Source organism: Micromonospora sp. CNZ295 (genome assembly GCF_004217535.1).
The window spans coordinates 3,293,596-3,307,980 of sequence record NZ_SHKZ01000001.1 but is presented as its reverse complement, the minus strand read 5'-3'; the positions used below and the strand labels follow the sequence as shown (position 1 = coordinate 3,307,980).

General features: G+C 74.3%; 13 protein-coding genes. 6 read left to right on the top strand and 7 right to left on the bottom strand.

The window, feature by feature from the left end:
• The first annotated feature begins 99 nt into the window (after nt 1–99).
• Nucleotides 100–2,253: an elongation factor G-like protein EF-G2 gene (locus EV376_RS15585; protein WP_130323946.1), complete on the top strand. Its 2,154-nt coding sequence runs from the start codon at nt 100–102 to the stop codon at nt 2,251–2,253.
• Nucleotides 2,254–2,301: 48 nt separating this feature from the next.
• On the opposite strand, the gene EV376_RS15580 is transcribed toward EV376_RS15585, so the two are convergent.
• The 3 genes from EV376_RS15580 to thrS form a co-directional block, all read right to left on the bottom strand.
• Nucleotides 2,302–3,360 carry an aldo/keto reductase gene (locus EV376_RS15580; RefSeq protein ID WP_130323944.1) on the bottom strand — a complete coding sequence of 353 codons (1,059 nt, stop codon included), beginning with the start codon at nt 3,358–3,360 and terminating at the stop codon, nt 2,302–2,304.
• A gap of 101 nt (nt 3,361–3,461) precedes the next feature.
• Nucleotides 3,462–3,974, bottom strand: coding sequence for an HIT family protein (locus EV376_RS15575; protein ID WP_207228556.1), 513 nt, complete (start codon nt 3,972–3,974; stop codon nt 3,462–3,464).
• Nucleotides 3,975–4,122: 148 nt separating this feature from the next.
• Nucleotides 4,123–6,138: a threonine--tRNA ligase gene (thrS, locus tag EV376_RS15570; RefSeq protein ID WP_130323941.1), complete on the bottom strand. Its 2,016-nt coding sequence runs from the start codon at nt 6,136–6,138 to the stop codon at nt 4,123–4,125.
• A gap of 218 nt (nt 6,139–6,356) precedes the next feature.
• On the opposite strand from thrS, the gene EV376_RS15565 reads away from it, so the two are divergent.
• Entirely contained in the window at nt 6,357–7,253 is an 897-nt protein-coding gene (locus tag EV376_RS15565; RefSeq protein WP_130323939.1) for a YcnI family protein, read from the top strand.
• 232 nt (nt 7,254–7,485) lie between these two features.
• On the opposite strand, the gene EV376_RS15560 is transcribed toward EV376_RS15565, so the two are convergent.
• Nucleotides 7,486–8,406, bottom strand: coding sequence for an ADP-ribosylglycohydrolase family protein (locus EV376_RS15560; RefSeq protein WP_130323937.1), 921 nt, complete (start codon nt 8,404–8,406; stop codon nt 7,486–7,488).
• A 73-nt stretch (nt 8,407–8,479) separates the two neighbouring features.
• Between EV376_RS15560 and EV376_RS15555 the strand changes: the two genes are divergently transcribed.
• Both EV376_RS15555 and EV376_RS15550 read left to right on the top strand, forming a co-directional pair.
• Entirely contained in the window at nt 8,480–9,169 is a 690-nt protein-coding gene (locus tag EV376_RS15555) for a response regulator transcription factor (protein ID WP_130323935.1), read from the top strand.
• A 29-nt stretch (nt 9,170–9,198) separates the two neighbouring features.
• Nucleotides 9,199–10,602: a sensor histidine kinase gene (locus EV376_RS15550; protein ID WP_130323933.1), complete on the top strand. Its 1,404-nt coding sequence runs from the start codon at nt 9,199–9,201 to the stop codon at nt 10,600–10,602.
• A 204-nt stretch (nt 10,603–10,806) separates the two neighbouring features.
• Here EV376_RS15550 and EV376_RS15545 read toward each other — a convergent pair whose 3' ends face one another.
• Both EV376_RS15545 and EV376_RS15540 read right to left on the bottom strand, forming a co-directional pair.
• Nucleotides 10,807–11,832, bottom strand: coding sequence for an adenosine deaminase (locus tag EV376_RS15545; protein WP_130323931.1), 1,026 nt, complete (start codon nt 11,830–11,832; stop codon nt 10,807–10,809).
• The gene (locus EV376_RS15540; RefSeq protein WP_130323929.1) at nt 11,829–12,617 is read right to left on the bottom strand and encodes a trans-aconitate 2-methyltransferase; all 789 of its coding nucleotides are present in this window, start codon (nt 12,615–12,617) and stop codon (nt 11,829–11,831) included. The genes EV376_RS15545 and EV376_RS15540 overlap by 4 nt, the downstream gene beginning before the upstream one ends.
• Nucleotides 12,618–12,700: 83 nt before the next feature.
• Between EV376_RS15540 and EV376_RS15535 the strand changes: the two genes are divergently transcribed.
• Nucleotides 12,701–13,684, top strand: a complete 984-nt coding sequence (locus tag EV376_RS15535; RefSeq protein WP_130323927.1) for an aldo/keto reductase — start codon at nt 12,701–12,703, stop codon at nt 13,682–13,684.
• Nucleotides 13,678–13,956 (top strand): hypothetical protein, encoded by a 279-nt coding sequence (locus EV376_RS15530; RefSeq protein ID WP_130323925.1) that lies wholly within the window; start codon nt 13,678–13,680, stop codon nt 13,954–13,956. The genes EV376_RS15535 and EV376_RS15530 overlap by 7 nt, the downstream gene beginning before the upstream one ends.
• Nucleotides 13,957–14,113: 157 nt before the next feature.
• On the opposite strand, the gene EV376_RS15525 is transcribed toward EV376_RS15530, so the two are convergent.
• Nucleotides 14,114–14,317, bottom strand: coding sequence for a cold-shock protein (locus tag EV376_RS15525; protein ID WP_011905669.1), 204 nt, complete (start codon nt 14,315–14,317; stop codon nt 14,114–14,116).
• Nucleotides 14,318–14,385 lie beyond the last annotated feature (68 nt).

Below are 14,385 nucleotides of genomic sequence, written 5' to 3'. Positions count from 1 at the left end.
GCAGCAGACCACCGGAGGATATCGCCGCGCACTCGCCCCGGGCCGCTCCCGTAGCGCGCGGCGGTCGCCACCAACCACCGGCTGAGGGAGGTGCGCCCCATGGCGCAGAAGAATCAGGAGAAGGGGGTCACCGGCGGCGTGCCGGTGGTGACCGACCCCGGCAGGGTCCGCAACGTGGTGCTCGTCGGGCACTCCGGTGCCGGCAAGACGACGCTGGTCGAGGCGCTGCTCGCGGCGAGCGGCACGATCGGCCGCGCCGGCAGCGTCACCGACGGCACCACGGTCTGCGACCACGATCCGGCCGCCGTACGCCAGCAGCGATCGGTGAGCCTCGCCTGCGCGCCACTCCTGCACGACGGCATCAAGGTCAACCTGCTGGACACCCCCGGGTACGCGGACTTCGTCGGCGAGCTGCGCGCCGGCCTGCGGGCCGCCGACGCCGCGCTGTTCGTCGTCTCCGCCGTCGACGGGATGGACGCCGCCACCGCCGCGCTGTGGGAGGAGTGCGCGGCCGTGGACATGCCCCGGGCGGTCGCCGTCTCCCGGCTCGACCACCCCCGCGCGGACTTCGACGAGGCGGTCGCGCTCTGCCAGCGGGTCTTCGGCGACAACGTGCTCCCGCTCTACCTGCCGATGCTCGGCGACGACGGCATCTCCACCGTCGGCCTGCTCGGGTTGATCACGCGGCGCGTCTTCGACTACACCGGCGGCCTGCCGGCCGAGGTGCGCGAGCCGGACCCGGAGCACCTGCCGGCGATCGGCGAGTCCCGCAACGAGCTGATCGAGGGCATCATCGCCGAGAGCGAGGACGAGACCCTGATGGACCGGTACCTCGAGGGCGAGGACATCGGCACCGACATCCTCATCGAGGACCTGGAGAAGGCGGTCGCGCGGGCCCACTTCTACCCCGTGGTGCCCGTCTGCGCGGAGACCGGCGTGGGGCTCGACGCTCTGCTGGAGGTGCTCACCGCCGGCTTCCCGTCGCCGCTGGAGCACGACCTGCCCGCGGTGACCGGCGTGGACGGCGCGCCACGCCCGCCGCTGACCTGCGACCCGGACGGTCCGCTGGTCGCCGAGGTGGTGAAGACCACCGTCGACCGGCACGTCGGACGGGTCTCCCTGGTCCGGGTCTTCTCCGGCACGCTGCGCCCGGAGCAGACCGTGCACGTCTCCGGGCACGGCATGGCCGAGCGGGGCCACCCGGACCACGACGCCGACGAGCGGGTCGGCCACCTCTACTCCCCGCTCGGCGCGACGTTGCGGGAGGTCAGCGCCGCCGTGGCCGGGGACATCTGCGCGATCACCAAGTCCGGCAGCGCGGAGACCGGCGACACCATCTCGGCGAAGGACGACCCGCTGCTGATCGCACCGTGGGAGATGCCGGAGCCGCTGCTGCCGGTGGCGATCGTGGCGCGCAGCCGCTCCGACGAGGACGCCCTCGCCCGCAACCTGGCCCGGCTGGTGGCCGGCGACCCGACCCTGCGGCTGGACCGCAACGCCGAGACCCACCAGCTGGTGCTCTGGTGCATGGGCGAGGCGCACGCGGACGTGGTGCTGGAACGGCTGCGCAGCGGCGGCGTGGAGCTGGACACCGAGCCGGTGCGGGTGGCGCTGCGGGAGACGTTCACCGCCGCGGCCAAGGGGCACGGCCGGCACGTCAAGCAGTCCGGCGGCCACGGTCAGTACGCGGTCTGCGACATCGAGGTCGAGCCGCTGCCGCGCGGTGCCGGCTTCGAGTTCGTCGACCGGGTGGTCGGCGGGGCCGTGCCGCACAACTACATCCCGTCCGTGGAGAAGGGGGTCCGGGCCCAGATGGAGCGCGGCCTGGTGGCCGGCTTCCCGGTGGTGGACCTGCGGGTGACGCTGTTCGACGGTAAGGCGCACAGCGTCGACTCCTCGGACGCGGCCTTCCAGACGGCCGGGTCGCTGGCGCTGAAGGACGCCGCCGAGAAGGGCCAGCCGGCCCTGCTCGAGCCGGTCGACGAGGTGGTCATCCGGGTGCCCGACTCATCGGTCGGCGCCGTGATGGGCGACCTGTCGGGCCGGCGCGGACGGGTCCTCGGCACCGAGCCGGACACCTCCAGCGAGGGCCGCACCCTGGTCCGCGCCGAGGTGCCCGCGACGGAGCTGGTCCGGTACGCGGTGGAGCTGCGGTCGATGACCTCCGGCACCGGCACGTTCCAGCGCCGGTTCGTCCGCTACGACCCCATGCCGGCCCACCTGGCCGACCAGATCCGCAAGGAACACGCCTGACGCTCCCCACTCCGGCCCGTTGCGCGGCGCACGGCGGCAGTGGGGGTGTCAGGGGCGGGCCTGGGGCAGGGTGGGGCTGGGCCAGTAGGGGCGGTCGGCTTCGCGGAGCGCGGCCGCCCGCAGGGCCGCCAACTGGCGTTCCACCTCGGCGAACTGGTCCGGTGTGAGCGGTCCCCGCTGCAGCGCCGCCGCGTTCTCCTCGACCTGCGCGACGGTACGGCAGCCGGGGATCGGCACGGTCCGGTCGCTGCGCGCCCAGATCCAGCCCAGCGCCCCCTGCGCCAGGGTGCGCCCGTCGGCGGTCAGGGCGGTCCGGACCGCGCCGACCCGGCGCAGCCACTCCGGCGCCGGCCGGCCACCGCGGAACCACTCCAGCCAGCCCGGGGCGTGCCCGCGCAGGTCGTCCCGGGGCAGCGTGGAGCCGGTCGTGTACTTGCCGGTGAGCAGGCCCATGCCGAGCGGGCACCGGGCGACGCTGGCCAGGTCGTACTTGTCGCAGACGGCGATCAGCTCCGGCGCGTCGCGCAGGACCGACAGGGTGTGCTGGACGGCGGTCGCGCACCGGGCGGCCTGACCCCAGGCGGCGGCCCGGTCCACCCGGTCGGTGCTCCAGCCGTACGCGCGGACCAGCCCGTCGGCGACCAGGTCCTCGAGAGCGCCGACCAGGGCCTCGGCGCGCGGCACCGGAAGGTCGCCCAGGTGCAGCTGGTACAGGTCGATGCGGTCGGTGTCCAGCCGGCGCAGCGAGTCGGTCACCGCCCGCCGCAGGTACGCCGGGGACGCGTCCTCCCCCGTCGCCTGCCGCGCCCGCTCGTCGAACGTGTAGCCCCACTTCGTGGCGACGACCGCCTCGTCGCGGCGTCCGGCCAGCGCCCGCCCGAGAATCCGCTCCGAGTGCCCGGCACCGTACGTGTCGGCCGTGTCGAAGAAGGTGACGCCCAGGTCGAGGGCCCGACGCACCGCCCGGACGGACTCGTCGTCGTCGACGACGCCCCAGCCCAGCGGCTGGTCGCCCTCCGCCCAGGGGCCGCCGATCGCCCAGCACCCCATGCCCAGGGCGCTCACCTCGATGCCGCTGCGCCCCAGCGTCCGCGTGATGACTGCCATCGACGCATCCTGTCATCCCGGGACGGCCGGAGGGGGACGATCCGGGCCCGGTGCCGCCCGGGCCGGCGGGTCGGCGTCGGCCGCCGCGGGCGGTTCGGGCGTCAGGAGGGCCAGGCGCTGGCCAGCAGCTTCCGGGTGTCGCCGAGCAGTTGCGGCAGGACCTTGGTGCGGCCGATCACCGGCATGAAATTGGCGTCCCCGCCCCAGCGGGGGACCACGTGCTGGTGCAGGTGCGCGGCGATACCGGCGCCGGCGACGCCGCCCTGGTTCATGCCGAGGTTGAAGCCGTGCGCGCTGCTGACCTTGCGGATGACCCGCATCGCCGTCTGCGTGAAGGTCGCCAGCTCGGCCGTCTCCGGGCCGTCCAGGTCGGTGTAGTCGGCCACGTGCCGGTAGGGGCAGACCAGCAGGTGCCCCGGGTTGTACGGGTAGAGGTTGAGCACCACGAACACGTGCTCGCCGCGCGCCACGACCAGGCTCTCCGACTCCGGCCGGCCGGGCGCGAGGCAGAAGGGGCAACCGGTGGGCTTCTCGTACCCGCCCGCCGGCCGGTCCTCGCCGGAGATGTAGGTCATCCGGTGGGGCGTCCAGAGTCGGTCCAGGCCGTCCGCCATGCCGCCGTCGGTGTGTCCCTCCGCCCCAGTCACAGCAGCGATCCTACGACCCGGCGCGATGCCCCGCCGATCGGCACGGCGCCCGGCCCGCCACGGGGACGGACCGGGCGCGGGCGGGTCGACCGGGGGCGCCGGGAGGAGCCCTTCCCTACACCTCGGCGGCGGTCGGGCCGAGGTTGGAGCGGGAGGTCACCACGTCGAGGACGTGGGTGACCGCTTCGGCCATCGGTACGCCGTTGCGCTGCGAGCCGTCCCGGTACCGGAAGGACACCGTGCCGGCCGCGACGTCGTCGTCGCCGGCGATCACCATGAACGGGATCTTCTGCTGCTGGGCGGTACGGATCTTCTTCTGCATCCGGTCGTCACCGGTGTCGACCTGGGCGCGGACCCCCTCGGCGCGCAGCGCGGCGACGAAGCCGTGCAGGTAGTCGGCGTGGTCCTCGCGGATCGGGATGCCGATCACCTGCACCGGTGCCAGCCAGGCCGGGAACGCGCCGGCGTAGTGCTCGGTGAGCACGCCGATGAAGCGTTCGATGGACCCGAACTTGGCGCAGTGGATCATGACGGGCTGCTGCCGGCTGCCGTCGGCCGCCTGGTACTCCAGGCCGAAGCCCTTCGGCTGGTTGAAGTCGTACTGGATCGTCGACATCTGCCAGGTGCGACCGATGGCGTCCTTGGCCTGGACCGAGATCTTCGGGCCGTAGAAGGCCGCGCCACCCGGGTCGGGCACCAGTTCGAGCCCGGTGTCCAGCGCGCACTGTTCGAGCACCGCCGTCGCCGTCGCCCAGTCCTCGTCGGAGCCGACGAACTTGTCCGGCTTGGACTCGTCGCGGGTCGACAGCTCCAGGTAGAAGTCGGTGATGCCGAAGTCCTTCAGCAGGCCGAGCACGAAGGCCAGCAGGTGCTTGACCTCGGCCGGCGCCTGCTCCTTCGTGCAGTACGAGTGCGAGTCGTCCTGGGTGAAGCCGCGCACCCGGGTCAGCCCGTGGATGACGCCCGACTTCTCGTACCGGTACACCGACCCGAACTCGAACAGTCGCATCGGCAGCTCGCGGTAGGACCGCCCGCGCGACCGGTAGATCAGGTTGTGCATCGGGCAGTTCATCGCCTTGAGGTAGTAGTCCGTGCCCTCGAACGGGATGGGCGGGAACATCCCGTCGGCGTAGTACGGCAGATGCCCGGAGGTGTGGAAGAGGCCTTCCTTCGAGATGTGCGGCGTGCCGACGTACTCGAAGCCCTCCTCGATGTGGCGGGCGCGGACGTAGTCCTCCATCACCCGCTTGAGCACCCCACCCTTGGGGTGGAAGACCGGCAGCCCGGAGCCAATCTCGTCGGGGAAGCTGAACAGGTCCAGGTCCGCGCCGAGCTTGCGGTGGTCACGCCGGGCGGCCTCCTCGAGGAGCCTCAGGTACGCCTTCAGCTCGTCGCGGGTCGGCCACGCGGTGCCGTACACCCGCTGCAGCTGCGGGTTCTTCTCCGAGCCCCGCCAGTACGCGGCGGCGGACCGCATCAGCTTGAACGCCCCGATCAGGCGGGTGTTCGGCAGGTGCGGGCCCCGGCACAGGTCCGACCAGCAGACCTTGTCCTCGTCGGCGGCGAGGTTGTCGTAGATGGTCAGCTCGCCGCCGCCCACCTCCATCACCTGGGAGGAGTCCAGCCCGTCGCCCTTGAGGTCGATCAGCTCCAGCTTGAACGGCTCGGCGGCCAGCTCCGTCCGCGCCTCGTCCAGGTTGCGGAAGCGGCGCCGGCGGAACCGCTGGCCGGACTTGATGATCTCCTGCATCCGCTTCTCGATCTTCGCCAGGTCGTCCGGCTGGAACGGCTTGTCCACCGCGAAGTCGTAGTAGAAGCCGTTCTCGATCGGCGGGCCGATGCCGAGCTTCGCCTCCGGGAAGACGTCCTGCACGGCCTGGGCGAGCACGTGGGCGGTGGAGTGCCGCAGCACGTCCAGCCCGTCCGGGGTGTCGATGGCCACCGGTTCGACGGGGGTGTCGTCCGCCGGGGTCCAGTCCAGGTCGCGCAGCTGACCCTGCGGGTCGCGGACGACGACGACCGCCTTCGGCCCGCTCACCGGCAGGCCGGCCGCCGCCACCGCGTCGGCCGCCGTCGTCCCCGCGGCGACGACGACAGGGTCGGCCACGACGGGGTTACGGGGTGCGGACACGCTGACTCCTCACGGCAGGCGGTACGGATGCTGCCGATGCTATCGGTCGTCCCGATCCGTACCGGCCGCGGTGTAAGGAAGCGCCCCTTCTTGACGCCTCCGGCAGTGGAACGGTCCGTTCTTGACCGCCAGCACGTTGAACCTTTCGGTCGCCGCGTCCGAACTACCGGGTGTGGTCGGAGCCGGTTCCGGCCGCGTGGACACGGATGGGGACGACCATGGCGAGGACGCGCGAGGGGCGCGTACGCCGGGCCGGGGCGGTCGCCGCCCTGGTCGCGGGCACGGTGCTGGCCTGGCCCGGCACGGCGTACGCGGTAGAGGTGACGGTCGAGCCGGCACAGGCCCGGCAGGGCGACCCGGCGAAGCTCGAGTTCGTGGTGCCGGAGGAGCGCGCCGGCACCCGCACCGACCGGATCGAGATCCGGCTGCCCGCCGACGCGCCGATCGCCGAGGTCTACCCGATGTCGGTCACCGGCTGGGCGCCACGCATCGACACCCGGGAACTCGACAAGCCGATCCCCGGCGTCCACTCGTCCATGCTGACCACGGTCACCGGCTCGGTGACCTGGATCCGGATGCCCGACGCCCCGGCCGGCCCGGCCCGGCTCACCCTGTCGGTGGGCCCGCTGCCGCAGGTCGACCGGTTGAGTTTCGAGGTGCGCCAGACGTACGCCGACGGCACGGTGGTCAACTGGTCGGGCCCGGTGGGCGAGAAGGCGGCGCCCGCGATCACGCTGCTGCCGCCCGCGCCGGGCGCGGCGCCCGGGGGCGGGCACCGCCACGGCGCGGCGCCGGGCGCGCCGGGCGCCGCCGAGCCCGCGGGTACGGCCGACGCGCCGGAGCCGGACCGTGGCAACGCGAACGCCCTGCTCGCCGCCGGCCTGCTCGCCGGCCTGGGCGCGGGCGTGGCGGGCGGCTGGCTGCTCAGCCGGCGCCGCCGCGGCGGGGAGGCCGGCGAGCGGAGCGATCTTCGCGCCGTCCTGGACGCCGACCCGCCCGCCGACCCGCCGCAACCGGAAAGCCCGGCCGCCAAGCCAGACGAGACGCCGCGCGCCGACGAGACGCCGCGCGCCGACGAGTCGGCACGGGCGGAGGCGGTGGCGCGGACGCCCTGACCTCCTGCTGCGAGCACCAGCGGGCTGCCGGATACCCACCGGCGCCGACCTCCGCCCGCCCCTTTGCTCTGCTTCAACGCACGCAACAGATCTGGTCCGATTTTCTTGCGCTGGTTGAAGCAGAGCAAAGGCCGCCCGGCGGGGGGTCGGGTCTCGGCGCGGCGCAGGGCCGGGGGGCCGGCGCGCCGGGCCCGACCAGGGGCGGTCCGGCGCCCCGGCCGCCGGAACCCGGTTACGGGAGCCAGCCGGGCAGCGGCTCGCGGGCGTCGACCCACGTGGTCGGCACGCCGCCCGGCGTCCCGACACCCGTGTACGCGGCGACGATCGCACCGACGATCGCCGCCGTCGTGTCGACGTCGCCGCCCGCCGCGACGCAGGCCCGGATCGCGGCCGGATAGTCGTGCAGGTGCCCGGCGGCGGCCCAGCAGGTGAACGCGACGGTGTCCTGGGCGGTCACCCGGGAACCGTTGCCGAGCGCGGCCACGGCCTCCGCCAGCGGGTGCCCGAGCAGGCCGGCGGCCCGCCGGATCCCCCGGCACACGTCGCTGGCCGGGTCGAGCGCGGCGGCCACGCCGGCGAGCAGCCGGTCGGGCTCCGGGCGGTGACCGTCCAGGCGTCCCCGGGCGGCCAGGGACGCGGCCACCGCGACGGCGACCGCGCCGGCGACGCCCTCCGGATGGGCGTGGGTCACCTCGGCCGCCGCCCGGGCCTGGGCCGCCGTCCGGGTGGTGGAGTCGGCGAAGTACGCGCCGAGCGGGCCGATCCGCATGGCGGCGCCGTTGCCGCACGAGCCCTGCCCGTCGAAGGCCGACGCGGCGGCCACCGGCCACGGCGTGCCGGTGCGGATCAGCCGCAGGATGGCGACCGCCCCCGGCCCGTAGCCGCGGCGTGGCTCAGCCCGCTCGGCGAACGCGAGAGCGAGCGCGTCCCGGTTGATCCGTCCGGCCTCGGCGAGCGCCGCGACGACGGAGCAGGCCATCTCGGTGTCGTCGGTCCACGCCCAGGGCGGCGGGGGCAGCCGCCCGGCGGCGAGGTCGGCCGGACGCCGGCCGGGGACGGCGAACTGGGCGCCGAGCGCGTCACCGACCGACAGGCCGGCCAGGGAGTCCCGGGCGAGCGCGAGTCGGGTGTCGGCGAAGAGGGTGAAGGACATCGTTGTACCAGCTTGCCGGGTTTGCGGGGGTACCGCAACGCGATCAACTTGCCATGACGAGTACCGTCTTGGCGTGGCCACCGTGCTCCTGGTCGAAGACGACCATGTCGTCCGTGGCGCGATGCTGCGCTCCCTCGCCGACCGGGGACACGCCGTGCACGCCGTCGGCACCGCCCTCGAAGCCCTGCGCCGGGTCGCGGCGGAGACCCCCGACCTCGTGGTGCTCGACCTCGGCCTGCCCGACCTCGACGGCTCGGACGCGCTGCGGATGCTGCGCGGCATCACCGACGTGCCGATCATCATCGCCACCGCCCGGGACGACGAGCAGTCGGTGGTCCGGCTGCTGCGGGCGGGTGCCGACGACTACATGGTCAAGCCGTTCACCGGCGCCCACCTGGACGCCCGGATCACGACGGTGCTGCGCCGCGCCGGCCGGGCCAGCCGGACGGTCCAGCCGAGCGTGCACGTGGTCGGTGGGCTGCGGGTGGACGTCGGGGAGCGCAGCGCCCACCTCGACGGGGAGCCACTGGCGCTGACCCGCAAGGAGTTCGACCTGCTGGCGTATCTCGCGGCCCGCCCGGGCCGGGTAGTGTCCCGCCGGGAGCTCTTGGAGGAGGTATGGCGGCAACCGTCGGTCGGCGAGGACCAGACCATCGACGTTCACCTCTACTGGCTACGGCGCAAAATGGGCGAGTCCGCGGCGAAGCCGCGCTACCTGCGCACCGTGCGGGGGGTGGGCTTCCGGCTGGTAGCTCCGGACTGAGGCGGTCCCTGGCCCTGGTCACGGCCGGCATGTGCACCCTGGTCGCGCTCGCGTTCCTGGTGCCGCTCTCCGCCAGCCTCGGCGAGCGCGCCCGCGAGGAGGCGATCGCCGACGCGGCCCGCCGCAGTGCGCTGGTCACCGGTGCCCTCGCGGTGAGCACCGTGCCGGAGGTGGTGGAGCGGGCCGTCGCCGCCAGCGGGGACGATCCGGCCACCCGGCCGGTCGTGCACGGCTTGGCCGACGGCGCGTCCGGTGGCCGCGCGGACGCGGCGGACCTGGAGCAGGCCCGGACGGAGGGTCGGTCACTCGTCGTGGACGTGGACGGCGGCGTCGTCCGGCTCGACCCGGTGGTGCTCGGCGACCGGACCGCCGTGGTCGAGGTCTTCGTTCCGGAGTCCGCGCTCTCCACCGGCGCCGGCAGCCGCTGGCTGCTCCTGCTCGGCGTGACCGCCGCCCTGGTGGGCGCGGCGGTGCTGCTGGTCGACCGGGTGGCGGCCCGGGCGGTCGACGCGGCCCGCAATCTGGTCAAGGGGGCCCTGGCCCTCGGGGCCGGCGACCTCAACGTCCGGGTGGAGCCGACCGGTCCGCGGGAACTGGCCGAGGCCGGGTACGCGTTCAACCGGATGGCCGACCGCCTCGTCGCCGCCCGCGCCGACGAGCGGGAACTGGTGGCCGACCTGTCGCACCGGCTGCGCACCCCGCTGACCGCGCTCCGGCTCGACGCCGAGGCGCTCGACCCGGACGACACCAGCATCGGGACCTTCAGCGAGGCGGAGCTGGACCGTCGGCGGGGGATCCGGCGGATCCGGCAGGCGATCGCCACCCTCGAGGGCGAGGTCGACCAACTGATCAAGACGACCCGCAAGGCGGTCACCCAGGAGACCGCGCCCGCCAGCTGCGACGTGAGCGAGGTGGTCCGGGAGCGGATGGTGTTCTGGTCCGCCCTGGCCGGGGACCAGAACCGCCCGCACCGGGTGACCGGGGCGCAGCTGCGGATTCCGGCGCCGGTGCCGCGCGCCGAGTTGGCCGCCGCGCTCGACGCGGTGATCGGCAACGTGTTCCGGTACACGCCGCAGGGCACCGCGTTCGAGGTGGCGGTCTCCCGCCGGGACGGGTACGTGGCGATCCGCGTCGACGACGCCGGGCCGGGCATCGCGGACCCGGACCGGGCGCTGCGCCGGGGCGCGAGCGACCGCGGCTCGACCGGCCTCGGCCTGGACATCGCGAAGCGGGTGGCGTTGCAGGCCAACGGATCGGTCAGCATCGACCGGGCGCGGCTGGGCGGGGCGAGCGTGGTCATGCTCCTGGCCGACCCGGACGCGACGCCGCGTCAGGTGAGCCGGTTCGGCCTGGTGGGCCGGATGGCCCGGGACGTCCGGGACCAGAAGGGCGGGGGTCGCCGCTGGCCCCGCCAGCGCGCGACCGACGGCTGATCCGCACCGGCCTGTGGGCTGGCGCAAGTTCTCCTTAGATCCCGGTTAACACCGGCGACGATCGGGTCGGCGGCTGCCAGGATCTAGACACGAACCCATCAGTTCCACCGGCCACCTGCCCCGCGCACCCGCGGCCGGTGGGGCCGTGCGCGCGGCGGGAGAATCGGTCCCCCCACACCTCCTCCCGCCGCGCGCCACTCCTCGTCAGCGCGCCGCCACCGCCAGGTAGGCGTCGATCTCGTCGCTGATCCGCCGCTTCGCCCCCGGGTCGAGGAACGACGCCGTCACCGCGTTGCGGGCCAGCGCCGCGAGGCCCTCGGGGCCGAGATCGAGCAGCCGGGCGGCGACCGCGTACTCGTCGTCGAGGGTGGTGCCGAACATCGGCGGGTCGTCGGAGTTGATCGTGACCAGCAGCCCGGCCTCGACCAGCCGGGGCAGCGGGTGGTCCTCGATCCGGGGCACCGCCCGGGTGCGCACGTTGGAGGTCGGGCAGACCTCCAGGGCGATCTGCCGCTCGGCCAGGAACGCGAGCAGCTGCGGGTCCTCGGCGGCGGCGATGCCGTGCCCGATCCGCTCGGCGCCGAGGTCGCGCAGCGCGTCCCAGACGGTCTGCGGCCCGGTGGTCTCCCCGGCGTGCGGCACCGACCGCAGGCCGGCCGCGCGGGCCTGGTCGAAGTACGGCTTGAACTGCGGCCGGGGCACGCCGATCTCCGGGCCGCCCAGCCCGAAGCTGAGCAGGCCGTCGGGGCGCTCCTCCAGGCAGATCCGCAGGGTCTCCTCGGCCGACGGCAGGCCGGCCTCGCCCGGGATGTCGAAGCACCAGCGCAGCTCGATGCCGAAGTCCGCCGCGGCGCGCTTGCGGGCGTCCTCGATCGCCTCGCAGAACGCCGGCGCCGGGATGCCCCGGTGCACGTGCGAGTACGGCGTGACGGTGAGCTCGGCGTAGCGGACCTGCTGGCGGGCCAGCTCGCGGGCGACCTCGTGGGTGAGGATCCAGACGTCCTCCGGATCCCGGATGAGGTCCACGACGCTCAGGTAGACCTCGATGAAGTGGGCGAAGTCGCGGAAGGCGAAGTAGTCGGCGAGGGCGGCCGGGTCGGCCGGCACCGGGCTGCGCCCCTCGTGCCGGGCGGCCAACTCGGCGACGATGCGCGGCGAGGCGGAGCCGACGTGGTGCACGTGCAGCTCCACCTTGGGCAGGCCGGCGATGAAGGTGGGCAGGTCGGTCACAGGTTCTCCTCTGCACGGGCGCCGGTTCGGGCCACGAAGAAGACGCGTCGGAACGGGAAGTACACCTGACCCTGCCGGACCGGGTACGCCTCGGCGAGCCGTACGCCCAGCTCCGCCCGGAAGTCGGCCCAGCCGGCGGTGTCGAGCGCGGCGCGCACCGGGCGCAGCGCCGTCCCCTCCATCCAGCGCAGCACGGGGTGGTCGGCTTCGGCCGGGAGCAGGTGCACGTAGGTAGTCTCCCAGGCGTCCACCGCGCAGCCCGCGTCGACCAGCAACCGCGCGTAGCCGACCGGATCGTCCACCGGCGCCTCCCGCAGCAGCGGGCCGAGCACGTCGCGCCACGCGGGTTGGCCGGCCACCGCGCGCAGCGCCCGGTGCGAGGGGGCGTCGAAGTTGCCCGGCACCTGCACCGCGACGACGGCGCCGACGGGCAGCTCGCGGGCCCAGCGGGTGAGCAGGTCCCGGTGGCCGGGCACCCACTGGAGCACGGCGTTGCTGATGACGACGTCGCTGTCCGGGTCGGGGCGCCACTGCCGGACGTCGCCGACGGCGAACCGCGCCGGGGTGCCCAGCGCGGTCGCCCGGGCGATCATCTCCGGGGAGGAGTCGAGGCCGGTCACCCGGCTGGCGGGCCAGCGGTCGGCGAGGGTGGCGGTGAGCGTGCCGGGCCCGCACCCGAGGTCGACCACCGCGCGGGGCCGGGCGGCCGGGACGCGGGCCAGGAGGTCGTGGAACGGCCGGGACCGCTCGTCGCCGTAGCGCAGGTACGTCGTCGGATCCCACATCAGCGCCTCCCAAACCGTACGTCCGTCTTGTTTAACGTACGGCCCGCCGCGCGCCGCCGCAAACGGATCACTAGGCTCGGAGCATGCAGCAGCGCACGTTCCCCCGGCTGGGCCGGACCGTCGGCGTGATCGGCCTGGGCGCCTGGCAGCTCGGCGCCGACTGGGGCACCGTCACCGAGGACGACGCGACGGGCGTCCTCGCCGCCGCCGTCGACTCGGGCGTCTCCTTCCTCGACACCGCCGACGTCTACGGCGACGGGCGCAGCGAGGCGCTGATCGGCCGGTTCCTCCGCTCCCGGCCCGGGGCCGGCCTCACCGTGGCCACGAAGATGGGCCGGCGGGTCGAGCAGCGGCCCGAGGCGTACACGCTCGCCAACTTCCGGGAGTGGACCGACCGGTCGCGGAAGAACCTCGGCGTCGACCGGCTCGACCTGGTGCAGCTGCACTGCCCGCCGACGCCGGTGTTCGCCGACGACGCGGTCTTCGACGCCCTCGACACGCTGGTCGCCGAGGAGCGGATCGCCGGCTACGGCGTCAGCGTGGAGACCTGCGACGAGGCGCTCACCGCGATCGCCCGGCCCGGGGTGGCCAGCGTCCAGATCATCCTCAACGCGCTGCGGCACAAGCCCCTGGAGCGGGTGCTTCCGGCGGCGGCCGCCGCCGGGGTGGGCGTCATCGCGCGGGTGCCGCTGGCGAGCGGGCTGCTCTCCGGGCGGTACGACGAGCACACCACCTTCGCGCCCGACGACCACCGCACCTTCAACCGGCACGGCGAGGCGTTCGACGTCGGCGAGACCTTCTCCGGCGTCGACTTCACCCTGGGCCTGGCGGCCGTCCGGCGGCTCGCGCCGCTGGTCGGTCCGGATAGGACGATGGCGCAGTTCGCACTGCGCTGGGTCGTCGACCAGCCCGGCGTCACCGTGGTGATCCCCGGCGCCCGGGACGCGGCGCAGGCCCGTGCCAACGCCGCCGTGGCCGGGCAGCCCGCGCTGTCCGATCAGGAGCGCGCGGTCGTCGCCGAGGTGTACGACGAACTCATCCGGCCGCAGGTGCACGACCGGTGGTGAACGGGACGGGCGCCCCGGGCGGCCGGGGACGGGAGGGCATGATGAAGGGCTGGCTGTCGTTGACGCTCGGCCTGCTGGCCGTGGTCCTCGGTACGCTCTGGACGCTGCAGGGGCTCGGGCACGTCGGCGGCAGTGTGATGACCGGCGTACGGCTCTGGGCCGTCGTCGGCCCGGTCGTCGCGCTCGGCGGGCTGGTCCTGCTCTGGCTCGGCCTGCGCGCCCGCAACCGCCGCCGGGCCGGCCCCGGGGCTGGGCCCGCCGACCGGCGCTGAGCCGACCCGCCGCCCGGCACCGGGCCCGACCCGTCGCCGAGCCGACCCGGGAGGGCCCGCAACGGGAAAGCCCCGCATCCCGGACGGGATACGGGGCTTCGCATGTGATCCGTGTGGCCGGACCGCCCACTGGCCGGTGGTCGCCGGCCGGCACCACTCAGAGGGGGCGGACCTGCTCGGCCTGCGGACCCTTCTGACCCTGGGCGATCTCGAACTCCACCCGCTGGTTCTCCTCCAGCGTGCGGTAGCCGCTGGTCTGGATGGCCGAGAAGTGGACGAACACGTCAGCACCCCCGCCGTCGACGGTGATGAAGCCGAAGCCCTTGTCAGCGTTGAACCACTTCACGGTTCCCTGCGCCATGTGTATCTCCTTCTAAAACTGGCGGCCGAGCACGCCGTGCGGCCGGTTGGCCGTTTTCGAGCAGCGGC